The sequence below is a fragment of the Myxococcus sp. CA005 genome (assembly GCF_006518205.1).
In the GTDB taxonomy this organism is placed as follows: domain Bacteria; phylum Myxococcota; class Myxococcia; order Myxococcales; family Myxococcaceae; genus Myxococcus; species Myxococcus xanthus.
Genome location: NZ_SRLV01000028.1, coordinates 65,409 through 89,407 on the forward strand (window position 1 = coordinate 65,409; position 23,999 = coordinate 89,407).

A 23,999-nucleotide genomic window follows, 5' to 3' on the forward strand; every position below is an offset into this window, starting at 1 on the left:
CTGATGGAGATACGGGGCCTCCCCTTTGCTCTTCTCGTCTCCATCCTCGGAGACGTTCGCCGCGGAGGGAGCGCCGCGGTCGTCCGTGCGCTGGTGAAGGCGGGCGTCGGCCCTACCGGCGCCAGGGAGCTCGGAGCGCGGCTCGAAGAGGAAGGGGCGCTGGGGCGAGGTGCGCCACGTTGGATGGACGAGCAAGCCCTCCGCAAGGCATTGGGAATCACCGGCAGGCTGCGACTGGGACCTCTTCGCACGGCCGACCTTTCCGAGAACAGCGGAGCACTCATCCAACTGAGCGCCACATGTTGGCGAAGCGCTGGCAGTGGTGTGTGTGTCGCCTGTGGCCTGCTCTGGGAGGTTCAGAGCGCGGACGCGCCCGATGAGGCCGCCGCGGTGGCGAATGCGAACCCGCGCCGAGCCGTGATTGCGCTGGGGGCAGCCGATCTGACGGCCCTCCGGAAAGCGATGAAGCCGCATTCCCTCGATGCGCGTACCTGGACAGAGGGCGCCTACGGGCGGCCAGGCGCCAGACGCATCCGGTCCCGGCCCGCGGCGGGATGCCCGTGCTCCGCGAACTGGGGCGCGGCGAACCGCATCGGCAAGCTGGAGGGCTCGCGGATGGCCGGTGCCGCGCTGGGGCGCGTGGGAATCGCGACGCGCGAAGCCACGGTCCGTGGCAGGCGGGGGGCTCTTCCCATCGTCACCCTGACCTGGGGAGCCGCCACCCTGCGTCTTCGGAAACGAGGTCGTCCCGTGGTGTCAGGACATTTCCTGGCCCAGGTGGGCGTCGGAGCCTCCCTGGAGGAGCGGAGGCTGACCGCGCGAGCAGAGGCCATCGAGCGTGCCTCGTCCCTCCTTCGTGTGCCCGACGTCTGCGCGACTCCGGCGCGTGCGCTCGAGCAACCTTTCCTGCCCATGAGTGATTGGGACCTCTACACGCCGGAGCAGTACGCAAGCCCGGGGTTCCCCTACGCGCCAGTCACCCAAGACACGCCACTGGATTGGGTCAGGGCCACGGATGCGGAGACCGGTGAGCAATTGCTCGTTCCTGCGGCCTTCACGACTTCCGAACGGCTCGTGGGCCCGCGCTTCCTGTGTGCCTCATCCAATGGCGTCGCGACGCATACGAGCGATGACGCCGCGTTGCGGTCCGCGCTCCTGGAGGTGGTAGAGCGCGATGCACTCCAGCTCGCCTGGTATCGAGGTCAAGGGGCGCGGCGCCTCGACATGGCTACGCTCAACATTGATGAGGGGGTGTCACGTCATTTCAAGGGTTCGGGCTGGACTCTCCACTTCTCGTATCTGCCCGGTCGCGCCGACCTTCACGTCATCGCACTCATCGCCGAGGCGACAGGAGAGGGGGCGTTTCCCAAAGGAGGGACGCTCCTCGCCGCGGCGGCGGCGGGGGACCCGGCAGTGGCCGTGCACCGAGCGCTCCGTGAAATGCGAATGTTGACGGAGGCGGTGGCCCTTCGTCGGGAGCTTCCGATTGACTTCGAGGCGCTCCGGCGGCCCCCGGTCCTGGAGAACTACTGGCTCATCGACTCCCTCCTCGACATCACGTTGCTCTACTTGAACCCCGCGATGCGGAGCGCTGTCGACCTGCTCCTGGAAGGCCCCCCGGTGGAGCTCCCTCGTGTTCGGGTCCCCGACACGGCGGGGGAGCTCGTCACGAGGCTCCGACAGCATGGGCTGCGCACCCTGGTCATCAATCTCACGCTGGCGGCGGCCTCTCCGTTCCGGACTTGCCAGGCGCTGGTCCTTGGGACGCAGCCTCTGGCGTTCTGTCCGAGCCTGCTACGCCTCGGGAGTGGGCTGCTGCCGCGCCGCCTTCCCCCGCGCAATCCCAAGCCGCCCACATCGCCGCTCAAGCTCAGGCGAGGGCTGTTGAATCCGTACCTGCTTCCGCTGGCATGAGTCTCACCGAAGGCGCGAGGCGACGTCTCGAATGAGCGAACGCGTCATCATTCTGGGCGCGGGCCTCGCAGGACTGGCGGCAGCGCATGCGCTTGTCCTCGCAGGCCAGGACGTCGTCGTGCTCGAGGCGCGCTCTCGAGTCGGTGGCCGGGTCCTGACCCTGCGGCAGCCGTTCCTGGACGGAATGTACGCCGAGGCGGGCGCGAAGTATGTCCTCGGTGGGCACTCGACGGTCCTCGGCTTTGCGAGGAGGCTCGGCCTGGATCTCGACCCGCTGCCAGTTCCGCACACGTCGGCCTTGCGGCCCTTCCATCTTCGGGGACGTCGCATCCTGGCCCCCATTGGTGATGATACGAGCCTCCCGCATGTCCTGAGGGCGGATGAGCAGCAGCTCGGCCTTTCAGGTCTCTATCGGAGGTACGTGGCGCCCCTCGTGGAGGCTGTCGGCGACCCCTTCCATGAGTCCTGGCCCGGTCCAGGCGCGGCCCACCTCGATGGCCTGACCCTTCGTGAGGCCCTCGCGGAACGGGGCGCTTCTTCAGCGGCCATCGACGCGGTGAGCCTGGGGCGGTTTGACCTCGTGGGTGATGGCATCGACGCAAGCTCGGCGCTTGGTGTTCTGCGACGGGAGTTGTTGACGGTCGGCAGAGGAGGCTCGAGCGCCTACACCTTGAGGGGCGGCAGTGACCGGCTTCCCGTCGCCCTGGCGAAAGCGCTCGGTGGAAGGATTCAGTTCGGATGGGCAGCGAAGCGCATCGAGCAGGAACAGGGGACCGTTCGCGTGTCCTGCCGCGGCAGCACGGGAGAGCACAGAACGTTCACAGCGGAGCGGCTCGTGTGCGCCATTCCGTTCTCGGTCCTTCGTGGCGTTGAGCTCGTCCCGGCCTTCTCGGCGGACAAGCTGCGGGCGATTCGCGAGCTCGAGCATACGTCCGTCGTGCGCACCTTCATCCAATACCGGCGCCGCCTCTGGACAGAGTGGGGGTGGTCGAGTGGGTGGCTGACGGACCTCCCCATCATGCACGTCCTTGACGCCGCACCGACACAACCTCCGCCGTCAGGCATCCTTGAAGCGTATCGCGTGGGCCCGTGCGCCCGCGCGGCGGGCCTTCTCTCCGAGGAGGAGCGCATTGCCATGGCTGTGCGGGGCTTGAGTCAGTTCGCGCCGGAGCTGGCCTCCGAAGTGCAGTGCGGAACCTCCTACGCATGGGACCTGGACCCTTGGGCTCGGGGTGCCTTTGCGTGGTTCCGGCCGAGGCAGCTCACGCAGTGGGGACGTGCGCTCGCAACGCGCGAAGGCAGGGTCCACTTCGCCGGAGACCAAACCTCTCCCATGCCCGGCTGGATGGAGGGAGCGCTCTTGTCAGGCCAACGCGCCGCCCTTGAAATCCTGTCAGGAGCCAGCGGGGCGTGCATGGCAGAGGGCCTGCACGGCGTCTGATTCATGCCGCGGTGGTGGCTTGCGAGAGCCCGTGGGGCCAGCTGCCCGACTTAGGGGCCCGGTGAGTGCGGACTCGGACATTCGTGGCCAATCCCTCCACGAACGCCTCGTCCGATTTCACCTTCCGCGCGACGGGAACAGGCGATGTTCCGCTGGGCGCTCCGGCCTGCGTCCCTGCCTACTGGCCTGGGGCGGAGGGCCGGTCCTTTCGAGAACGGCGGGATGTCTTGGCCGCCGCCGCTGGCTTCCCCGCGGCTTTCTTGCCACGCGTCGCCGCGAGCTTCTTGGGGCGGGGGGCGCGGGGTTTCTCCTCCTCCGTGGCAGCGCCGTCACCGCGGCGGACGCGTGCCACCGCGCCGCTCACGGACCGGGTCAGCCGCGCAACCCCGGGAGTGGCTCCAAGGGAGTGGGTCAGTCCCTGCACCTTGTGGGACACGGAGCTCAACGCGCGTCGCTCCCGGTCCGACACGGGAAGCAGCGCCGCTCCCGCGACGCCTGCTGCCAGCGTGGTCAATCCAATGGCCACCGCGTGTTCCCCCAGTTGGTCGGCTGCCCAGGTGCGTGCCTTGCCTGCTCGCTCACGGAGTCTGTCTCCACTGGGGACCCGGTCTCGCAGGTGCTCCAGTGTCTCGCGCCCTCGGGTGCTGACCCGCTGCATGGCCTCGCGTGTGTGCGCGGCGACCTTCTGAGGGCGCGTCTTCTCTTCCTCCTGGGCCTTGCGGCGCTTCCAGGCCGCGGTGAGCTTGCCCAACCTTTTTCTCCCGGATGTGGTCGTCTGCGCCTTGGCCATCGCGCTCTCCCTTGTTTCGCCCTCGTTGGGGGCCGGCGTTCCTCGTGTCAAAGAAGGTATGGATGAGAGAACCCGGCGCAATGTGCTGCTGCGGGTGAGGACGGCCGGCACGACGAAGGTGCGCTGGGCGCCGAGCGCGGCGCCCGCCCACATTCCTCCAGCCGTGGCCAGCGCGACCGTCGTGCTGCCAGCTGGGCCCCGCGCCCTCGCTGCGCCTGCTTTGACCAGGGTCGCGGCCGCGTTGAGTGCCAGTCCCGTCCCGCCATGCTTGAAGCGTTGGAATGCCTCCTGGTCCTCGAAGAGGACGACCTCCGAAGATGTCTGTCCGCCCAACTGGACTCCGAGGGTCAGTTGGACCAGCGCCGCGTATCCGACCAGCCGCTCGTGACGGAAGACCTCGCCCATCCCCCAGGTGCCTCCGAGCACGGCGCTTCCCTGGCCTAGCGAAGGGAAGACGGCATAGGCGTAGGCCCGAGCCCTCGCCTGAGCAAGCTCCGGTGAGCGGGCCTCCAGCCGGTGCAATGCCGCCCTTGCGTCACCATGCAGTCTGCGGTGGACGCCCAGCTCCTTCCTCGCGAGCTTCAGCGCGCGTTGGCCTTGGCTCGCCAGTTTGTCTCGGATGGGCGCTTCATTCGTGGCGAGCACTGGCCTGTGCCTTGATGATTCGGGTGAGCAGCAGGGCGGCAGCCGTCAGCCCCGTGGTCAGGGCAGGAGGGGGCTGCGACGCTTGCAGCCGCGAACGCTGCCCGGTGTCATCGGCCCCGTTCTCCTCGGACGCATCCTGCCTGCGGAAGCGCTGCACCAGGCCTCCGTTCCCTCGCTCCGATGCGCCCGACGAACGCGGAATGAACGTGAACTTCTGTCCGCCCAGGGAGGCCTCGAGCAGCATGCCGCCACGCGAGTAGGCGTGAGCAACGCACTTCGCATAGTTGATGGTTCCGGACGCCGCCGCCTTCACGATCACTGCGGACGCGTTGGCGGCGAAGGCCGCCTTTCCTCCCTTGAACGCTTCAATGGCATCACGGTCCTCGAAGAAGATGAGCTCGCTCAGGGTCTGTCCGCCCACCTGGACTCCGAGGGTCAGCTGGCTCAGCGTGGCGAAGCCAATCGGCTTGCCCTTCTCGAAGACTTCGCCGTGGCCGTACGAGCCGCCGAGGACCAGCGATGCCCTGCCCAGCGAGGGGAAGACGGCATAGCCCTGTACCTGCTCCAGCTCTTTTTTCAGCTCCGGATGCTTGAGGACCAGGCGGTCCACCGTTGCCACGACCTCTTCGTGAAGCGTCTTCTCCTGCTCTGGCTTCATGTTCGCCTCCTGATGAATCAACGTGGCGACGGCCATGTCCGCAAGGTACCCACGGGACGTGCGTGCGAACGACCACGCCGTGAGCGGTCTGGTTGCCCGGACGTGACGCGGAGGTGTCTACCTTCGGTCTCAGGAGGACGCACATCATGGCCTCGACGAAGACAAAGGAGAGGAAGCGCTCGCGCGGCCCAGCGCGAAACGCATCACCCAGGATGGAAGCTGCGCAGAAGCAGGTCGAACAGGTCACGGGATACGCACGGGGCCGGGTGATGGAGCGCCTGGACTTCCAGCGGGGCTTGCTCGTGTCGGTGCTGGAGGACATGGCAGAGGGGCTGGGCAGCGCCACCCGGCGTGCACGGAGCCCGGCATCGCAACGCATGCTGGAGACGGGAGAGCGCATGTTCCGCGGCGCCTCCTCGCGGCTGGATGAGCAATCCGTCGAGGCATTCCTGGACCGCACGGGACAGTTCGTGCGGCAGCGCCCGGGATTGTTGCTCACGGGACTGCTGGGGGCAGGCCTGCTCGCGGGGCGGATGTTTCGCGCCAGCGGTGCTGGCGATGTGGAAGGGGAGGCTGAGTCATGAGACGTAGCGCGAACAAGGCGGCTGCGCGCGAGGGACGGAACGGCGGCGCTCCAGGTCAGGCGCAAGGGGGACTGATGCCGTTGCGGGCGGTCCGCGACAAGGGCCGGGCGGTTGCTGGGAGTCTCCGAGAGAAGTTTCCCTCGCGAGACGATGCGCGCTCCCGCGCGGTGGGAGCCCAAACGTGGACAGCGCAGACGATGCGACAGCATCCCGTGGGGGCGGGACTTGGGGTCCTGGCCCTGGGCTTCCTGTCGGCGTCCCTCTTGCCGGCCTCGGCGCTGGAGCGTCGCGCGTATACACGTGTGGCGGGAAAGGCGCGGGACCTGGCCGACCGCGTGGACGCATCGGGGCGACTCGAAGACGTCCTGGCGACCGTACGACAGATGGCGGCGGACGCGGCGGCCGAGCAGTTGGCCTCGTTGAGGCCCGAGCCCGAGGAAGGTCCTACGCGGCGCAAGTTGGAGCGGGTGGACCGAAAGGGTGGGTGATTGCCGGGCGGGTAGGGGACGGGGGGCGGCCCGCCCTGGCTACCGATGGAGGTTCAGTCGCGTCTCCGCCCGGAGCGCTTCCGTGGGGGCGCTGAAGGCTCCTGAAACCGTGTTCCCACATGCATGGCTGCTTCGAAGGGCCCGTAGTGCCCTGCCGTGAGGGGCGCCGGTACTCCCGTCCGGTGCGAGGTATGGATGCTCTCGACGCCAGGAGACGACCAGGTGCGAACATGAACGCCATGGATTGCATGCACGACGAGCGATTCGCCCCGGGCGCGTGCGGTAATGGCGACGTCATCGTTCAGCTCGGATTCCTGGTCGTTCAATGGTGCGCTCTGGAAACGCGCGTGACTTGATTGCGGTGGTCGACGTACCGGCATGGGGAACTCCCTGGGGCATGGGCCAACAGCTCCCTTTCAATCTGGAGACGCGTTGCTCGGGAGGCTGTGGCAAGGCGGGCGTGGCCTGCTTCCGTGGGGGCCCTGGCTGCCTGGGTGAGAGGCCGTGCGGCCTGCCGGCAGTGCCTGTCGATGGACTGAGGCCAATGGGACGAGGCCCTTGGCCACACCGGGTGTCAGGCCCGTTGTCCGCTCCTCACTCTTGACAGAGGGAGGAGGTCGACCGTGGCAAAGACAGGATGGGGGGCATGGCGATTCCGGGGAACGAAGTCCGCGAACAAGACGGAGCATGACAATCCCGAGGAGCGGCCTTCGCAGCGGGAAGGCGGAGCCACGCGAGAGGACACACGGAATGCGCTCGCGCAGGCGGGCGTCGACGAGGGGCCCATCGAAATCGTGCCCGACGTGCTGCTCGACGTCCCGACGGTGAAGGTGGATGAGATTACGCTCGATGTGGAGAACTTGCGTGCACGCGTCTCACTGCATGCCGAGCTGGCCAACCTCGTGCGCCTCGATGTGGGCGCCGACGTGGGCATCGAACGGGTCAATTTGACCATCAAAGGCGTGGAGGCCCAGGCGCTGCTCAAGGTCCGGCTCCAGCGTGTCTATGAAATCCTGAGCCGCGCGCTCCAGACATTGGATAGCAACCCCGAACTGCTCGCCAGCCTGCTTCGGCCCGTGGGGCATGCGATAGGCGAGGTGGGGGAAGCCGCCCATGAGAGCCTGAAGCCTGGCGGAGCGGTGTCCGAGGCCGTCCGGGACGTGGGAGGGGCAGCGAAGGGGGCGTTGGAACCTGGCGGGACGGTGAACCGCGTGGCCGACCAGGCACTCGGGCCTGGTGGACCCGTGCGAGACGCCGTGAAGGGCACGGTCGGGCCCGAAGGCGTGGCGAAAGACGCAACCCGGGCGCTCACTGGCTCGATGGAAGCGGGCGGTTCGAAGCGTTCGAAGCGCCCATCACAGGGCGACGGCGGCGGGAGGCGAGAGCGAAGGCCGCCGCAGCCGGCCCCCGCCCCGGAGCAGCGTTCCGGCGCACAACGTTTCAGACACGGCCCGCCTGCCGGTGGCTCGAAGCGCCGTGCGTCAGGACGACCGCGTCGTCGCCAGAAGCGCTAAGGGCGCGGTGAGAGCCAGTGGTTTCCCACACGCGACGGGAGCGCGTGGACGTGCTACCCCATCCCCATGTCTCGCGCTCCCCGAACCGATGCCTCGCCCGAGGGGCCGAACCCCTCCACTTCTTCGTCCGCGCCGCCGCTGGACTCCGCCTTCACCTGGCACTCAGAGAGTTCGGAACCCGCGCCTGCTCGGCTGTCTCCTGTGAATGACCGACTCAGCGCGGATACGGCGCTCAAGCGGGTGCGCCGAGGCGAGTTCCTGCTGTACTCCGGTGACTTCCACAACGCGAAGCAGCTCCTCGGCGCGCTGAGCCGGCGGCTGCCGCGGCCAGCGAAGGCGCGCTCGCCCCTGGAGGCATTCCGTGCCGAGCGGCGGGCCCGGCAGCTCGAACACGAGACGCTGTCGCGCATCGTGGTGTCTCTCGACCGCGATTACCGGCTCGGGCTCGCGCGGGCACCGGATACTTCACTGGCATGCCATCAGGTATGGGGGGCTTCAACGACGGACACCACCGTGGTCCCGCTCAAACAACTCCTCGGCATGCTCGGGGCGGCGGAGTGGCGTCGCAAGGGGCTCGCTGTTCCTGGCCTCACTGGGCTGCTTCACCCGCACTACGGCGTCTACCTTCCGACCCGCACGGATTACGTGGAGTTGCTGAACTCAGTCACGGAGGTGAAGGGCAAGCGCGTGTTCGACATCGGCACTGGGACCGGCGTGCTCTCATTCATCCTCCTTCAGCGGGGCGCGGCGTCCGTGCAGGCGACTGACTGTGACTCTCGCGCCGTGGCCTGTTCCCAGGAGAACGCGGAGCGGCTCGGGCTCGGCAAGCGCTTCCAGGTGGCCGAGGCCGACTTGTTCCCGAAGGGCACGGCGGACCTCGTGGTGTGCAACCCACCCTGGATTCCCGAACCGCCCAAGAACCGGGTGGACCGCGCCGTGTTCGACGAGGACAGCCAGTTCTTGCGGCGCTTTCTCGAAGGACTCTCCGCTTCGCTTGCTCCCGGGGGAGTGGGCCTGCTGCTCCTGTCGGACCTCGCGGTGCTGCTCGGCCTGCGCCCACCCGGGTGGCTCGAAGCGGAGTTCGAACGGTGCGGCCTGTCGGTGCAGTGGGCCCGGTCGACCCCGGCGCGGCATTCGAAAGCGAAGGACGCGTCAGACCCGCTGCACATGGCGCGCTCTCGCGAGCGCACCACGCTCTACTGCCTGAAGCCGGTGAGCCCGTAGTTCAGGTGTTGTCGTTGGCCTGCTGCCGCCGGAGGAATCCCCCGGCGGCAGCACGAGCCGCGAATCACCTGGCGTGACCTGTGCGGCTCTCCACGTGGCTTACGGATGGTGAAGGTGGACGTCCCCCGCATTTCGATGCGCTCGGAAAGGCGTTGCGCGCGCTTGGATGAGCCAGGGGCTCGGTGGGCTTGCGCGTGACGGAGTCATCCGGCCGCACTTGTCGGAGTTCGGCGGCCAGGAGTAAGACGCGCGGATGCGATTGCTCCGCATCCTCATGCTCTTGATGTGTGGATTGTTCATTCCTCGCACCGCCAGCGCTCAGGCCGTCGTGGTGAGTGGACCTCCCGTGGCGCCCCTTCCCGAGATGACGGGGGCGGGTCTCTGCGTCGCGACGAGCGTCTCGCAGAATCCCGCGGCTGACTTCCCCCAGGCTCAGTCGACGTACATCGCTGGTATCAATGCCTTCATGGAGGCGAACCGGGGCAACCGCGTCACTTCGGTGCTGCGGACGCCCTTGGACCTGTCCAACAACCTCAATGACGGGAGGACGCTGAGCTACGGGGACTTCACTGGGGCCGTCGCGGGCTGCCCCGTCGGCGGGTGTGACTTCGGCTACAGCGATGCCGTCACATCCTTCGCGACCCGCCTGCGTGGCTTCATCGCGGTCACGAGCGACATGGTCGACAGGCCCCTGCACTTCGGGTTCTACGCCGACGACTCGGTGAGCCTGGCGCTCTTCGACCGCGACCAGACGAGCTACCCGGTCATCAACCGTCCGCTGACGCTCGGCTTTCCGACGTGGCGCGCCACCAACACGGTCCACTTCGCGCAGCCCGGACTCTACGGCGTGGAGGTGCTCCACACGAACGTCGGGGAGCACGCCGCACTCGAGATGTCGGTATACGACGGCGTCTTCACGGACTTCGAGAGGGCAGCGACCATGCCGCCCATCATCAATCTGGCTACCGAGGGCTTCGTGCTTGTCACGCCCGGCATGTTCCATCAGACGGAGTCGGGGCAGCCCTCGTTCCCAACTCCCACCGAGTGCGCCCAATGCAACCGTCAGTTCGCCAACGCGCCAGGGAATGGGGGATGCGAGACGGGCTACCGCTGCAACGCGGCGGCCTTGTGCGCTCCCTGTGATTCATCGCTCTTCTGTGGGGAGTCGTGCGCTCCGTGCGGTGCATCGACGCCGTACTGTGTGAGCCAGACCGAGGGCTTCGTCTGTGCGCAGTGTCAGGATGCGAATGACTGTGTGGCGCCGGATGAATGCCACCTGCCCATCTGCACGGAGACGGGCAACTGCGCCTCCACTCCCGTGGAGGATGGCACGGAGTGCACGGGAGGGACCTGCCAGCAGGGCGAGTGCAGGCCCGTGGACGCGGGGACCCCCGACGCTGGAGAGGCGGACGGGGGAGAGGCGGACGGGGGAGCGGCGGACGCGGGCCCCTCCGATGGGGGAGCGACGGATGCGGGAGCGGCGGACGCGGGAGAGGCGGACGCGGGCCCCTCCGATGGGGGAGCGACGGATGCGGGAGTGACGGATGCGGGCGCGACGGACGCAGGTGGGCCCGGCGAGGTGGACGGCGGCTCCAACCCTGGCGTGGATGGGGGAAGCACGGACACGGACGGTGGAAATCCCACGGCGGACTCGGGAGTTCCGGCCGGGGACGCGGGCTCTTTGGCTGGAGGCTCGCCGGAGGACCCTTCGGAGCCGGAGTCTGGCTGCGGCTGTCAGGGTGGTCCGTCCGCGCTGTTCCCCATGGCCCTGCTCGCGCTATCGCTCGTCGTGAGACGCGGTCGGCGATAGGACACGCCGTCGCGCGATGGAGGAGCGCGACGCGAAAGTCGCCGCCCCTTCAGCTCAACGGCTCATCACGGTAGCGCCACGTGGCGATTCGGTTGGACTGGATGTGCGTCTCCGCCACCCACAACCTGAAGGCCTCGCGCTTCGCGGGCCAAGGCGCCGAGGCGTAGATCTGGTCGAAGTAGCGCCAGCGCGCGCTGTAGATGGCCAGCGCGATCGTGAAATAGGCGGAGCTATAGGGCAGCTTCTGCGAGGGGTACTGCGACGCGGGGTAGTTGGCGTTGTAGGTGAAATACGGGGCGAGGTCCGCGATGAGCTGACACAGGCCGTCGTACTCATTGTAGAGCCGGTCGTTTTGATACAGCTTGATGGCGTTGAGGATGCCTCGGAACTCGTTCTCAACGGAGCTCATCACCGATGACTCAACGCCGAGGTAAACGGCCTTGACGATGTACCGCTGATGGCTTCCCAGATGAGGTTGGGGTTGGTGGTGGAGGGCCAGAAAATGCCCATCAGGCTGCTGAGGAACCCTCCGATGTCCGGGATGAGGTTGATGAGCGCCCCCACCAGCGACTCCAGATCGTTCGAGATGGTGGCGAAGAGCGCTTTTTGTTCGACAATCGCCAACTGGGTGATGGCCCCATTCCGTGCCGCGGACGCACCGGGCCAGTCCGCGGGCTGGGCGCTGAACATCTGGAAGCTGTCGATGGCGATGAGCCAGGTCTGGGGGCCGGTCACCAGCGACTCGATGTGGTCCCCCACCTTGGCGCTACCTGGGGAGCTGGAGCCAAACAGCGTGAACTTGTAGTCATCCAGATCCGAGACGTTCTGAGCGCCCGTGAAGTTGATGTAGGCGTGCTGGTAGCCCCACATGTCGAAGCACTGCACCCAGGTTCCAGAAGCGCTCGTGCTTGGCATTGATGTCTCTCTCAGGGAGAAGCCCCAGCCGAGCCCCACCGCAATTCGCGCACCCAACGACCTCCAGGGGTGGGCGCACGTTTTCATCTGGAAGCGGGGCGTTGCTGCGTCACGGGAGGATGCAACTGCGTTCCAGCCGCTGCACGCTTCGGCGTCCAGGTCTGGTCCGCCACCGTCTACCGGCTGCGTGAGCGGGGCGAGCAGGGCGCGCATTCGCTCCGAAACCTTGGCCTCGGCGGGTTTTTGACACCCGCACCGAATGGCTCCGAAGCTCGCCCCGTCCCTTCCCCCGAGAGGCTTCACTCCATGCTCCCATCCCTGTCCCGCAGCGGCCTGCCCATCTGGACGCTCGTGCTCGCCATGCTCCTCTGCGGCACCGCCAACGCGCAGTTCACCGGCAAGCGCCGCGCCTATGCCTCCAGCTTCTGGGGTGGCACCGGCGCCAGTGGGAAGACCATCTCCTGGAGCGCGCTCTACGTCGCGCTCCCCCTGGACTACGGCTACAACGCCGCCAACAACACCATCGTCAACCTGGCTGGCGTCACCGCGGCCCAATCGGACCTGCGCACCAGCAGCACGCGTTCGCTGAAGTGGGGCACGCAGATTCGCATCACCAACCGCCACCCGGGGCACGCGGGCTATGGCCGCAGCGTCCTCACCACGCTCCAGGACTCCGGGCCCGCCGATAGCATCCTCAGTGACGCCGCGCTGGGCGGCCGCGCGGCATCTCCCTACAAGCCCCTGGGGTGCTGGATTGACGTCACCCCGGGCGTGAAACAGGCGCTGGGCAGCACGAAGCCGGAGACGGAAAACCTCATCGTCGACTTCGAAGTCGTGAACGACCTCGGCAGCTCACTCGATCTGGACTCCAACCCCAACCTTGCCTTCGGCATGGCGGCCAGCGCGAGCGACTCGGAGAACACGGGCATCAGCGCCCCCATCGCCGCCGTGGACGGCAATGGCGCCTACCACCTGGAGAACTATCGCAGCGCATGGCGCTCGGCGTACCACGCCAACACCTCGGACACGGTGTGGCTCAACGTCAACCTGGGCCGGGCGGAGGCCGTGCGCCGCGTCGTCGTGAAATGGGGCAGCTTCGTGCCCCCCGGCTACACGCTGATGGGCTGGACGCCGGGCATGAGTTCCTGGGTGACGCTCGCCACCCGCACGGGCGCGGGCGGTGGCACGCACGTCCACTCCTTCACGTCGGACCAGACGTACCAGTACTTCGGCCTGAGCATGAGCGGCGCGACCCGCTATGACGTGAAGGAACTGGAAGTCTACCGCTGGGACTACTGACGCCCGGAGTACAGCAGGTCCCCAGTCCTCGCCGCGACGCCTCGTTGGTCGAGCGCTGGCCTCGGTAACGAAGGTGCAGGCCCTGGTGGAGGCTATCGGTCGGCTGCCAAACACGAAGGCCGGCAGTCCCGAGCTTCCTCAAGGACTACCGGCCTTCATGAATGCGCGGCGGAAGGGATTCGAACCCTCGAACCCGAAGGAATGCGAACCTGCCCCCTTCGATGTCCGGGCTGGAGTAGGGCCGTCCCTTCACCGACCTGTGCGTCGGGTCGTCAGAGGGCCTGATTCGCCTGGACGTCCCACGCGACCTCGAGGCTCTCGTGCCTCCGGACGGTGACGCTCCTCAGGAAGCCCGGCTTCTGCCCCGGTACGAGCCGGAGCCCCGGGAGACTTCGAAGCAGCGCCTCCACTGCCAGGCGTGCCTCGAGCCGCGCGAGCGGCGCGCCGATGCAGAAATGGAGGCCCTGCCCGAAGGCGAGGTGCTTCTTGACCTCAGGCCGCCGGATGTCGAAGCGCTCAGGCTCGTGGAACCGGGCCTCGTCGCGGTTGGCCGACGCGTAGACGATGCGGATGTGGGCTCCCTTGGGAATGGGCACACCCCCAATCTCCACCGCCTCCAGCGCCGTACGGAACATGGCATGCACGGGGGAGATCATCCGCACCGCCTCCTCGACCGCGCCTGCGATGAGGCCCGGGTCGTCCCGAAGTGCCCGCAGTTGCTCCGGATGCTCGAGTAGGAGCTCCACCGCTCCCACGATGAGGCCCGCGGTCGTCTCATGTCCCGCGAAGTGCACCTGCATCAGCAGGCTCACGAGCTCCGCCATGCTCATGGGCGGCGTCATCCCCTGCGCCCCGGTGACGATGTCGCTCAGCAGGTCCTCTCGGGGGGACACCTCCCGCTCCTTGAGTGTCGAGGCCAGGTATCGCTGGAACTCGACCACGCCTTGCGCGCATGCGACCTGGTGCTCGATGGGGCCATGCGCCGCGAGGACCGTGGACAGCTCATCGGACCAGCGCCGGAACCGGTGGATGTCCGAGCTGGGGATTCCGAGAATCTCCGCGATGATGCTGCACGACAGCGGATGGGCGAACCGGAGGAACAGGTCCGCCTGCCTCTCGTGCCTGAAGGAGTGGATGAGCGCGTCCACGAGGGTGCGGATGAAGGGCTCCTTCTCCGCGAGGCGCCTCCCGGTAAAGGCCTTGCTGACGAGGCTCCGGAAGCGGCCATGCGCTGGCGGATCATTGTCGACGAGGCTTGGCACCAGGGGGTAACCGTCCATCAGCGCGGTGACCACCTCCGGCGGCGTCGTCGCGGCGCCCACCGTGATGGACTCTGCGGACGAGAAGCGTGTGGTATCGGCGACCACGGCGCTGATGTCCGCATGGCGCGTCACCACCCACGCCCCCAACGCCGGACTGAAGAACACCGGTTCCTCACTCCGTGCACGCGCGAGGAACGGATGCGGATTCTCGAGCTGGGGAGAGTCGAGCGGGTGGTACTCGGACCCGAGTCCTGAAGGGGCGTTGGTCTTGGACATGCGTGAGCTGACCTCAACGGTTTGTTGGGTGGGGAGCGGGACAGCGGACCACATGGTGCCAGGGCTTACGGCTTCGCACACGGGGCTGGGCGATGCTGAACGGAGCGTCCCATGTCCACGCGATGCCGCCTGGCTTGCACATAGGGATTCGAAACCTCGACCCCGAGCTTGGGAAGCTCGGCCTCGACCCGTCCAGGCGTTATCAGCCGTTCGCAAACCCTTACTTCGCCTTGGGGATTCCGGGCCGGGGGCCTGTCCATCCGTCGCAGCGGGTAGCAGGGAGTCTCAGGGGGGTTGCTGCACCCGTGCTGCAAAGTCCGGGTCCCGCGCGGCTCCGCGCGCTGCCGAGCGGGGCAGGCTCACGCCGCAAGGTCGACTGCGCCGCCGTGTTCGGGCGGCCAGCGCGTTCCATGAGGCATGCAGCCTGGACGCGCCGCCGTTTTTGTTCCCATCACTCTCGGCAATCCATTCATGCACATCCGCCAGCAGCACGATGTGGTACGTCCCTTTGGGAATGTACGTGAGAAGGTGATGGCCGTGGGCGGCAGACTGGACGTGCCTGTTCCGGCCGCCACGGAGACCTCGCTGATGGAGGAGAGTCGCCGGTCATTGGCGTCTGCCAGGAGAATTCCTACCCTGGAACCAGAAGGCGCGGCACAACTCGTATCCAAATCAAAGGAGAGCTGGGGGGCCCATCAGGATGGGGGCAACTTCAGACCCTCTAAACCACCGCTCGTGATTCTCGATCGGGGTTGGTGAGCGGGCGGGCGCGCGGGGCGATAGGAAGAGGCAGGGGCACATCCCGTTCGGCTCTGTGTGCGCAGAAGACCAGGAATCAGAAAGGCCCCGCCCCGGGACAAAGGTAGTCCCCGTCTTTCGCGACTGCAGCGCCGCTCCCTCATCCGTTGGGGTGAAAGGAGCGGCTGCCCGCTCACCCTGCGGCGGTGCATGGCGGTGGTGGGAGTGTCGCGCGGCGAATCGTGCAGGCAGGTAGCACGTGCTCTGGCGTGCGCCACCTCCACAGTCGTCTCTGCGGTCAATCGCTACCGGACGGGACGGCGTAAAGCCCTGGTGGACCGCAGGGCGGCCAATGGCGAGGCGAAGGTGGATGAGCGCTTCCTCGCCATTCTCTCGCGCGTGCTGGCGGGTACTCCCGAAGAGGTGGGTTGGTGCCGCCCGACGTGGACACGAGAGTTGCTCGCGCTGGAGATGGAGCGCCGGGGCCTGGCGCGGGTGTCAGTTGCCACCATGGGCCGTGCGCTTGCCACCCTCGGTGCGAGCCTGAAGGCGGCCAAACCCGTGGTGGGCTGCCCTTGGCCGGGCTGGAAGCGGCGCCGGCGTCTCTTCGAGTTGCGATGCCTGGAAGCATGTGCCCGGTCCGACGAGCCGGTCCTCTATGTGGACGAGGTGGACATCCATCTCAATCCGAAAGTGGGACGCGACTGGTGCCTGCCCGGCCAGCGCCGGGTGGTGCTCACGCCAGGCAACAACAAGAAGCGATACCTGGCCGGCGCCCTGGACTCGAAGACGGGCCGCCTCACCTGGGTGGAAGGCAAGTCGAAGGCCAGCTCACTCTTCATCCAACTGCTTTGGCGCATCGCCGGTGAGTACCCTGGCGCCCCACGAATCCACCTCATCCTGGACAACGCCTCCATCCACAGCAGCCAGAAGACGAGAAAGGCGCTCGAGCGACTCGGCGGCCGGCTTGTCCTCCACTTCCTGCCGCCTTACTGCCCGGACGCCAATCGCATTGAGCGCGTCTGGCTGGACCTCCACGCCAATGTCACTCGCAACCATCGCTGCCGCACCCTCCAGAAGCTCATGCGGCGCGTCCATGCCTACCTGCACGCTCGCAACGCCCAGCGGCGTGCCAGTCCTATCCTCCGCAAGGTCCATCTGCGGAGCGCCGCCTGAGCGCGTGCGAGATTCATGATCGGGCGTTTAGGGGCTGTCCCTGATTAGCGCAGCCAAAGAAGCATGGATGCGACGTGCAGGACGGCGAGGTAGCTCGTCGCCGTCTTGTCATAGCGGGTGGCGACGGCCCGAAAGCGCTTGAGATCGTGGAAGAAGCACTCCACCCGGTAGCGCATCCGGTACAGGGTGCGGTCTAACGGCAACGCCCGCTTACGGCTCGGGTTTGAATGGATGACAGGCTTCATCCCGAGCTTTCGAACGTTGGCGCGGATGCGGTCGGCGTCATAGCCGGTATCCGCAATGAAAGCGGCGCCCTCGGCGTGCACCATAAGTTCTTCGGCCATTGTGGACTCGTGCTGCTGGCCGGGCGTCAGCGCGACGTGGAGCGGCTTACCTCCCGTCGTAGTGACGGCGTGAACTTTCGTTGAAAAACCTCCTCGAGAACGCCCCAAAGCATTGCTTCGGATCCCCCTTTTCCGCCCGCGGCGTCCTGATGCGCCCGGACGACCGATGCGTCAGCAAGGGAGCCAAGCTCATCCACATCGAGCCGCAGCGCCTTGAAGATGGCTTCCCAGCGCCCAGTCTTCGTCCAGCGATGGAACCGATTGTAGACCGTCTTCCAGTGACCGAACCGCTCGGGCAAATCCCGCCATTGCACCCCGGTCTTCACCCGCCACACCACGGCGTTGATGAAGTCACGGTCCCCTCGCTTCGAGCGAGGGCCCGTCCTGGAGCCCAGCAGGGGCTCGATGCGGCTCCACTCGACATCGCTCAGTTCATGTCGGCGCACAGCCCGCGTTGATCATGCCTAGCGCCAGGCAGCAACTCCGATTGAGGCCCTGCCCCAACGTGCCAGAAAGGCCGGCACGCCGGGTCGACTCTCGAACACGAGATCAGGGACAGCCCCTAGTTCTCTTTCACGCGCGACACCCAGTTCTCCAGGGTGCTGAGGCTGCATCCAGATTGGGCGTGCTCCTGGCTCATCCCCAGCGCATCGACAATCTGCGCGCAGTTGCAACCAGCGGTGTCCACGAGGGTAAAGCGGCGCTCCGGCTCGCCGTCGTTCGACGACAGCGTGTTGAAGGTGCCATCGCCGTCAGTATCGGCGAAGCGGTTCATGCCCGGCAGGGAGCCCGTGGACAGGGACTCGGGGAGCACGGTGCCCGCGCAGCGGTCCGCGCTATCGCAGACGCCGTCCTTGTCGGAATCGGTGCAGGTGTCGCGGCAGCAGAGCACACCGCCAAAGCGGGAGCCCGTCTTGATGGCCGTGTAGGCCTCGCAGAGGCCGTTGTCGTCGGCGGTCGTCGCGGCGTTACATGACCATGGTGAGCCTTCAAGCCCCGAGCACAGGTTCTCCGAGAACCGGTTGAGGGGGCCACACGTGGCCTCGGTTCCGAAGTTGCCGCAGCCGAAGAAGTCGTTCGACGTCCGGGCGGTCTGCAGGCAGCCAGGAGTGCAGCTCTCGGAGTCGCACTCCGGACCTGTCGAGGTCCCGTTGGCACAGGCGCCGCAGCCATTGGTGCTCTGCCGGGTGGCGAAGAAGAGGGCCTGGTCTCCCGCCTTGGTGGCTCCCTTGCAACCGGTGGAGGACCGACTCATCACCTCGGCGTCGCTCGTGCAGACGTGCCACCCGCTCGCGCAGAGGTCGGCCACGTTGCAGCCGGCGCCACCCGGCTTCGGGCCATCGTCACCGCCCTTACGGCCGCAGGCGGGGGTCAGGGTGTCGAAGGTCACGAGGCCCGGGCAGGCCGGAGCAATCCCCGGGTTGTCCGTGTGCAGGCCCGGAATCCGCCATGCACCGGCGCACCCCGCGATGTCAGGCCAGCGCGCGATGTCTTTGAATCCCTCACGCTGACGGTCCGCGCAGCCGGCTGCATCAGAGGGATGGGCAAAGCCTGGCGAGGCCGCCATCAGGAGCGAGCCGAAAATCAGACCGCAAGCCATCCGTACATTTTGTTTCAGTGTGTTCATGATACCCCCCGGAACCGGTCAGGCTGCATGAACCGCAAGCCTTTCCGATAATTGTTGCGGCTACGGAGGATGATGTGCTGCCGCTTTCATCACAACCGCCTTGGGGGCCGTGACCTCCACGCAGTGGAGAACACTTTTTCGGCGTACTCCTCGTCCCGCAGGGCATCTCCCGCAGCGTGCGGGAGGGCTCGCGAATCCATGCGGGCATTCCATGCGACTGGGGGAATCCAGGGAGGGCTCGGACCCCGGTGATGGCGCTCATCGAATGCCCTGAAAACGCCACGCCCCGGCACTCCAAGGAAGGAGCACCGGGGCGGGCGTCACGTGGTCAGCGGCTCACTGCTCCGGCGAGATTTCGCGCACGGACAGCCACTTGAAGTCCACGTCGTTGGCGCTGTCCCAGCGGAACACCGCGATGGGGCCGCCCCAAGTGATGGGCATTGCGTTCACCGCGCCGCCGCAGTGGCTGGCGTCACCACCCCAACTGCCCGAGTCCACCATGTCGTAGACCTTCTTCCAGGTCTTCTTGTCGGCGTTCTCGTTGAGGTACATCTCCAGGCGCACGGCCTCCTTTCCGTTGACCTTGGTGTTGCGCATCACCGACTTGAAGCCCACCCAGCGGCCGCGCAGCGCCGAGGTACCGGACTTGTACGACGCCTGGTTGTAGGAGACGTGCCACGTCTCCTTCTGCCAGCGCACGCGGCCGTCATAGTGCAGCGAACCCTTGTAGCTGCTGCCCTCGCACCCCGAGTGGTTGTCGTTGTGCTTGCCGCCTCGCGCGTACCACGCGAAGTTGTCCGACACGTCGGACACCGAGTTGACCTTCACGAAGCCAGTCATCTCGATGTTCCGCCAGTCGTTCGCCGCCTGCATGTAGCCCCGGCTGGCCAGCACGTCGCGGTCGTAGGTCGGAATCTTGGACGCGCTGTAGCCCGTGGAGGTGAACACGGACATGCGCACCTTGGTGTTCCTCATCTTCCATGAGCCGTCCGAGTTGCGGCTGATGGTGTTCTGCGGGTCGAAGCGCTTGTCGGACGTAGCGTTGTCCGCCAGGAACCACTGCTCGCCGCCCGACCTGGTCGGATAGATCATCGTCACGCCGAACTTGTCCTGGCCCTGCTCGCCAGGCGGGTCGGTGGGCGGATTGGTGGGCGGGGTCGAGCCGGTGCCGGGCTGCATTTCCGCGATGCTGGCCCAGGTGTTCATCGTGCTGCCGTTCACGGTGATGCGCACGTAGCGCGCGCTCACTGGGGAGAACGAGTAGCGCTCCAGCGCGGCGGTGTTGCCGGATGACCTGCCGGAATGCACCTGCGTGAAGGTCGTGCCGTCCGTGGAGGTGGAGATGACGAAGTTGTTGACGCGCTCGTTGCCACGGTGCCAGCCGATGTCCATGGCGCCCAACTGCGCCACGGTGCCCAGGTCGCCGGTAATCCATTGCCCCACGCCGTCGCTGGACCACCGCGTGGCGGGGTCGCCGTCGATGGCGTTGGCGGGGACGTTGCCGTCATCTCCGCTGGCGGCGACGGAGGTGAAACGCTCGGGGGGAGCGCCGGGCGGGTTCGAGCCGTCGGTGACGGCCGCCAGCTCCGCGATGCTGGCCCAGGTGTTCATCGTGCTGCCGTTCACGGTGATGCGCACGTAGCGTGCGTTCACCGGGGAGAACGAGTAACGCTCCGGCGCGGCGGTGTTGCCGGACGAGCTGCCGGAGTGCACCTGCGTGAAGTTCGTGCCGTCCGTGGAGATGGAGATGACGAAGCGATTGACGCGCTCGTTGCCACGGTGCCAGGAGATGTCCACGGCGCTGAGTGACTTCACCGCGCCCAGGTCGCCGGTGAGCCATTCTCCCACGCCGTCGCTGGACCAGCGCGTGGTGGGGTCGCCGTCGATGGCGTTGGAGGGGACGTTGCCGTCATCCCCACTGGCGGTGACGGAGGTGAATCCCTCGGCGGCTAGCGCGGGCGTCGCGAGCGCAAGGGCAGTCAGCGCGAGCACACGGGCAGGCTCGCGCAGGTGCATCCATCCCCCCCGGGATGAGGTCCTGTGGTGTGGATTCAAGTTGATACCTCAAGTGAGACCACCAGGAGCCACGACTCACCGGGCGGACGATGCCGGACCGGCGCGCCGCGGTCCCCCAGCGGCGCGTTGGCTTTCAGACCGCAGGCCCGCGCCCCGTCAGCGACCCACGCCCCGTGCTGGGCGTCTCGCTTCCGTCAGGTCCGGCGGTGTTTACGACGCGATAGCGGTGTTGCGGGCGCGAATACCCTTCCACTTGAAATGGTATTCCCATTGCCATTCCTCAATTGATATCGAGCTCGCCCTGCAGACAAGCGTGCTGCAATCCCTCTCAGTCCCGCTGAAAATTCTCACCATTGCTGCGGATGCGCCCTCTCATCTCAAGACCCCACCCGCGGCGACCGTGATTCGACAGCCCCCCAAAGCAGGCGAGGAGGCGAGGATGGCGCCCCAGTCAGCGGCGAGGAAGCCGCGAGTGGACGGGGCTGGACTGATGAGGAGGCGCTTCGACTTCGACGTATTCGCCTGAGGGAGGTGTGGAGGCAGGCTTAAGGGGGGACGTGAAGGAGGCGGAAGGGGGGCGCGCGATGCTGGAGCACCTGCGAGGCCGTTCCGTACTTCCAGCAGGCCAGCGCGGTCTCACCCTCCGGTCTGCGCTTCCCGGCCCCGGACGGTTCCCTGTGCCGCTGGGACTTCAAGGCCCAGGACCCGGCCTCCCTGCGCGAGGAAATCAACAAGCGGTCCTTCGCGCCTATCCCAGCAACCGCCGGAGGTGCAGCAGGCGCGAGCCGGGGACGGGAGCGGCGGGACCGGCTTCGCGCCGTTTACAGCATCCTTGCTGCAAGACGCCCCGAGGCCCGAAAAGACGAAGGCCGGCAGTCCCGAGTTTCCTCAAGGACTACCGGCCTTCATGGGTGAGCGGCGGAAGGGATTCGAACCCTCGACCCCGAGCTTGGGAAGCTCGTGCTCTACCAACTGAGCTACCACCGCAGGCGAAGCAGGGCGCAAAGTACGGGCCGCCCTGTGGCTTGTCAACGGGAAGTGAGGTGCTACTCCGTCTCCTCGACGGTGAGCTGGTACGAGTCCTGGAAGTTGGACTCGCGGTTGCGCGCGTCCCGGACCTCGAAGAGGTAGACGCCTGGCTCGGCGCTGTAGCGGATGCTCTCCGGCTGGTCGCCCTTGGCCCGGTCAGCCGTCTGCACGAGCGACAGCTTCCCGTCCGGCTGCACGCGGTGCAGGTACAGCCCCACATCGACCTTCAGGATGCCCAGCAGCGTGGCCCGGATGGGCGTGCGCACCGGCCGGTCCGACAGGTCCAACCGGAAGAAGTCCGTGTCCTTCACTGGATACACCGTGCCCCGCACCGGCTGCCCCAGCATCAGGTCCTGCGCCCGGTCCGCGGTGTTGTTGGGCTCGCGCTCCTCGCCGCCGTTGTCCGGCACCGTGGTGACGGTGATGCGGTAGGGCTGCTCGGCGTTCTCGAAGTCCTTCACCCACTTGCCGTCCACCTTGCGCGACGCGCCCTCCACTCGGAAGTAGCAGGCGCCGTTGCAGGCGACGTTGTTGAGGCGCTCGGGCTCCTTGATGGCGCCGTCGTTGGCGCGCAGCAGCACCGTCTCCTTTCCGGATTCCCCCTCCGGGGGCTCCACCATGGAGAGCACGAGGTCCAGCCGCTCGACGCCGGTCAACTCCACCTTCGCCAGCACCGGCTCGGACGTCTTCAGGACGAAGTGGTCCACGTCGCCCTTGGGAGCCAGGAAGCCCTGGCGGTAGCCGCCGGCCGTCACCGGGGTGGCCTTGTGGAGCTCGTCGTTCGGCTCCAGCTCCGCGCTGGCGCCGGCCTCCTCCTGCGACACGGTGAGCGTGTACGGCATGGTGGCGTTGAACGGCCTGCGGGCCTCCTTGCCGGTGCCCACCCAGCTCGTCTTCACCACCACGTAGACGACCCGGTCCATGGCGCGCACGCCGATGTTTCGCAGCGACAGCGTCTCGCCCTCCTTGCCGCGCAGGGTGAAGAGCGGCGCCTCCGCCGCGGACAGCACGGACAGCTCCGGTCGCACACCGTCCACGCCGGTCAGCTCGATTTTCAGCGCCACCGAGGGCGGTTCGGGAGGCACTGCCGTGCCTGCGTCCAGCGCACGGGCAATGGCTTCGCCCACCGCCTGGCTGCCCACGGGCGGCGGCTCGCTGCCCGCGAAGGTGCCCTCCACGGCAGGGGAGGGCGGCGCCTCGTCACGCGCGAAGTCATCCACTCCACCCTGGCCGAGCGACGCGCCCCGCATGCCCTCCTGGGCTGTGAGGCCGGGCGTTCCATCTGCTTCGGCGCCCCGGGGGGCCGCGCCTTCCTCGGTCTCGAAACCGTTGCCGGTCAGGTCCTGCCTCGCGCCAGGGTTGCCCTGTCCGTGCTGGGCGCCAGCGCCGGTCGTGCCCTGTTGACCGGCGCGACCGCCGCCCATCGCGTCGTCCTGCCCCAGAGGGGCGCCTGTGCCGCCAGTTCCGGGCAGCGTGCCGCCCATTCCCTGCGGCGCGGTGCCATCTCCCGGGGACGGCGTGCCCTGCGACGGCGAATCGCCGGAAGGCGCGGTCGCGGGGTCCTCCGCCGACCCACCCGGGCCCGCGCCTTCCGGAGCCGAGGGCTGCGTCGGGTCCGGCAGCTCGATGCGGTACCAGTCCTCGTCGCCGGCATGGCCCAGGAAGGCCGTCACCGTCTGGCCCAAGGGCAGGCTCACCGCGTCCACGGCGCGGTCGTTGGGTTCGCGCTCCTCGCCGTCCTCGGGCGCGCGCATGCGGACTTCGAGCGTGTACGCGCCGCCCACACCCTTGCGGGTGGGCACCACGCGAATGAAGCGCTCGTTCTCCACGTAGAGGTTGGGGAACCGCTCCGGCTTGCCCTCACCCTCGCTGTTGATGCCCACCAGGCGGTTGCGGTCGCGGTCATACACCTCAAGGGTGATGTCTCCGCCGGGCAGGCCGGACACGGTGACGTCCGCGATGCGCGGCGCGCCGGGCGCCAGCCGGTACCAGTCCTCGTCCGCCTTGTTCGGCTGCGCGGTGAGTTCCGCGCTCACCGTGCTGTTGCGGGTGATATCCAAGGCCTGGTCGGGCCGGTCGTTGGGCTCCTTCTCCGTGAGAGCGGCCGGTCCTGTCTCCACCGGACCCGCGTCCGGAGCTTCCGGCGCCTTGTCTTCCTTGCAGCCGGCCAGCATCAGCCCCAGCACACAGGCCCACCCCCAGCGTCTCATCACGGTCTCCTCCAGCACAGGCCGCCATCCTTCCCGTCG

18 protein-coding genes, 1 tRNA gene and 3 pseudogenes are annotated in these 23,999 nt (G+C 67.4%); 10 read left to right on the top strand and 12 right to left on the bottom strand.

The annotated features are described in order from the left end of the window. Nucleotides 1-506: 506 nt before the first annotated feature. Nucleotides 507-665 carry a hypothetical protein gene (locus FMQ63_RS37930; RefSeq protein WP_228556425.1) on the bottom strand — a complete coding sequence of 53 codons (159 nt, stop codon included), beginning with the start codon at nt 663-665 and terminating at the stop codon, nt 507-509. Between FMQ63_RS37930 and FMQ63_RS14955 the strand changes: the two genes are divergently transcribed. Beyond that, the gene (locus FMQ63_RS14955; RefSeq protein WP_225909985.1) at nt 616-1,914 is read left to right on the top strand and encodes a YcaO-like family protein; all 1,299 of its coding nucleotides are present in this window, start codon (nt 616-618) and stop codon (nt 1,912-1,914) included. The two genes, FMQ63_RS37930 and FMQ63_RS14955, sit on opposite strands and share 50 nt — an antisense overlap. 31 nt (nt 1,915-1,945) lie before the next feature. After that, nucleotides 1,946-3,355 (top strand): NAD(P)/FAD-dependent oxidoreductase, encoded by a 1,410-nt coding sequence (locus tag FMQ63_RS14960; protein WP_011554908.1) that lies wholly within the window; start codon nt 1,946-1,948, stop codon nt 3,353-3,355. Nucleotides 3,356-3,533: 178 nt separating this feature from the next. Here FMQ63_RS14960 and FMQ63_RS14965 read toward each other — a convergent pair whose 3' ends face one another. Continuing rightward, nucleotides 3,534-4,106, bottom strand: coding sequence for a hypothetical protein (locus tag FMQ63_RS14965; protein ID WP_020478691.1), 573 nt, complete (start codon nt 4,104-4,106; stop codon nt 3,534-3,536). Nucleotides 4,107-4,409: 303 nt separating this feature from the next. Here FMQ63_RS14965 and FMQ63_RS14970 point away from each other — a divergent pair, with 303 nt between their 5' ends. Then, nucleotides 4,410-4,589, top strand: a complete 180-nt coding sequence (locus FMQ63_RS14970) for a hypothetical protein (protein WP_020478692.1) — start codon at nt 4,410-4,412, stop codon at nt 4,587-4,589. 184 nt (nt 4,590-4,773) lie between these two features. Here FMQ63_RS14970 and FMQ63_RS14975 read toward each other — a convergent pair whose 3' ends face one another. Beyond that, nucleotides 4,774-5,448 (bottom strand): hypothetical protein, encoded by a 675-nt coding sequence (locus tag FMQ63_RS14975; protein ID WP_225909374.1) that lies wholly within the window; start codon nt 5,446-5,448, stop codon nt 4,774-4,776. A 212-nt stretch (nt 5,449-5,660) separates the two neighbouring features. On the opposite strand from FMQ63_RS14975, the gene FMQ63_RS14980 reads away from it, so the two are divergent. The 5 genes from FMQ63_RS14980 to traA all read left to right on the top strand — a co-directional run bounded on the left by FMQ63_RS14980 (nt 5,661) and on the right by traA (nt 11,068). After that, nucleotides 5,661-6,032, top strand: a complete 372-nt coding sequence (locus tag FMQ63_RS14980; protein ID WP_020478693.1) for a hypothetical protein — start codon at nt 5,661-5,663, stop codon at nt 6,030-6,032. Nucleotides 6,033-6,229: 197 nt separating this feature from the next. Next, entirely contained in the window at nt 6,230-6,520 is a 291-nt protein-coding gene (locus tag FMQ63_RS14985) for a hypothetical protein (protein ID WP_020480731.1), read from the top strand. Nucleotides 6,521-7,143: 623 nt separating this feature from the next. Continuing rightward, nucleotides 7,144-8,034 carry a hypothetical protein gene (locus FMQ63_RS14990; RefSeq protein WP_011554904.1) on the top strand — a complete coding sequence of 297 codons (891 nt, stop codon included), beginning with the start codon at nt 7,144-7,146 and terminating at the stop codon, nt 8,032-8,034. Nucleotides 8,035-8,100: 66 nt separating this feature from the next. Continuing rightward, on the top strand, nt 8,101-9,258 hold the full coding sequence (locus FMQ63_RS14995) for a class I SAM-dependent methyltransferase (RefSeq protein WP_011554903.1): 1,158 nt from the start codon (nt 8,101-8,103) through the stop codon (nt 9,256-9,258). Nucleotides 9,259-9,511: 253 nt separating this feature from the next. After that, complete coding sequence (traA, locus tag FMQ63_RS38570; protein WP_011554902.1) at nt 9,512-11,068, top strand: outer membrane exchange protein TraA family protein; 1,557 nt, start codon at nt 9,512-9,514, stop codon at nt 11,066-11,068. Between the two features lie 49 nt (nt 11,069-11,117). Here the strand turns inward: traA and FMQ63_RS15005 are convergent, their stop codons facing one another. Both FMQ63_RS15005 and FMQ63_RS15010 read right to left on the bottom strand, forming a co-directional pair. Continuing rightward, nucleotides 11,118-11,477 carry a hypothetical protein gene (locus FMQ63_RS15005; RefSeq protein ID WP_020478696.1) on the bottom strand — a complete coding sequence of 120 codons (360 nt, stop codon included), beginning with the start codon at nt 11,475-11,477 and terminating at the stop codon, nt 11,118-11,120. Further along, nucleotides 11,477-11,983, bottom strand: a complete 507-nt coding sequence (locus tag FMQ63_RS15010) for a hypothetical protein (RefSeq protein WP_216609490.1) — start codon at nt 11,981-11,983, stop codon at nt 11,477-11,479. Before FMQ63_RS15010 ends, FMQ63_RS15005 begins: the two co-directional genes overlap by 1 nt. A gap of 306 nt (nt 11,984-12,289) precedes the next feature. Here FMQ63_RS15010 and FMQ63_RS15015 point away from each other — a divergent pair, with 306 nt between their 5' ends. Beyond that, nucleotides 12,290-13,282 carry a discoidin domain-containing protein gene (locus FMQ63_RS15015; RefSeq protein WP_020478698.1) on the top strand — a complete coding sequence of 331 codons (993 nt, stop codon included), beginning with the start codon at nt 12,290-12,292 and terminating at the stop codon, nt 13,280-13,282. A 272-nt stretch (nt 13,283-13,554) separates the two neighbouring features. On the opposite strand, the gene FMQ63_RS15020 is transcribed toward FMQ63_RS15015, so the two are convergent. Then, nucleotides 13,555-14,820, bottom strand: a complete 1,266-nt coding sequence (locus FMQ63_RS15020) for a cytochrome P450 (protein ID WP_011554897.1) — start codon at nt 14,818-14,820, stop codon at nt 13,555-13,557. Between the two features lie 948 nt (nt 14,821-15,768). On the opposite strand from FMQ63_RS15020, the gene FMQ63_RS15025 reads away from it, so the two are divergent. Further along, nucleotides 15,769-16,734, top strand: a complete 966-nt coding sequence (locus tag FMQ63_RS15025; RefSeq protein ID WP_026114017.1) for an IS630 family transposase — start codon at nt 15,769-15,771, stop codon at nt 16,732-16,734. 44 nt (nt 16,735-16,778) lie between these two features. Here the strand turns inward: FMQ63_RS15025 and FMQ63_RS38700 are convergent. The 6 genes and pseudogenes from FMQ63_RS38700 to FMQ63_RS15055 form a co-directional block, all read right to left on the bottom strand. Further along, nucleotides 16,779-17,497, bottom strand: a pseudogene (locus FMQ63_RS38700) (IS5 family transposase); the annotation flags it as partial. 143 nt (nt 17,498-17,640) lie between these two features. Further along, entirely contained in the window at nt 17,641-18,468 is an 828-nt protein-coding gene (locus FMQ63_RS15040) for a hypothetical protein (RefSeq protein WP_176973858.1), read from the bottom strand. 573 nt (nt 18,469-19,041) lie between these two features. Further along, nucleotides 19,042-20,223: pseudogene (locus FMQ63_RS15045) on the bottom strand (discoidin domain-containing protein); the annotation flags it as partial. A 75-nt stretch (nt 20,224-20,298) separates the two neighbouring features. Further along, nucleotides 20,299-20,721 (bottom strand): annotated as a pseudogene (locus FMQ63_RS38705) (discoidin domain-containing protein); the annotation flags it as partial. Nucleotides 20,722-21,635: 914 nt separating this feature from the next. Then, nucleotides 21,636-21,708, bottom strand: a tRNA-Gly gene (locus tag FMQ63_RS15050). 59 nt (nt 21,709-21,767) lie between these two features. Beyond that, a complete protein-coding gene (locus tag FMQ63_RS15055; RefSeq protein ID WP_011554893.1) occupies nt 21,768-23,960 on the bottom strand; it encodes a hypothetical protein in 2,193 nt (730 codons plus the stop codon). Between the last annotated feature and the right edge of the window lie 39 nt (nt 23,961-23,999).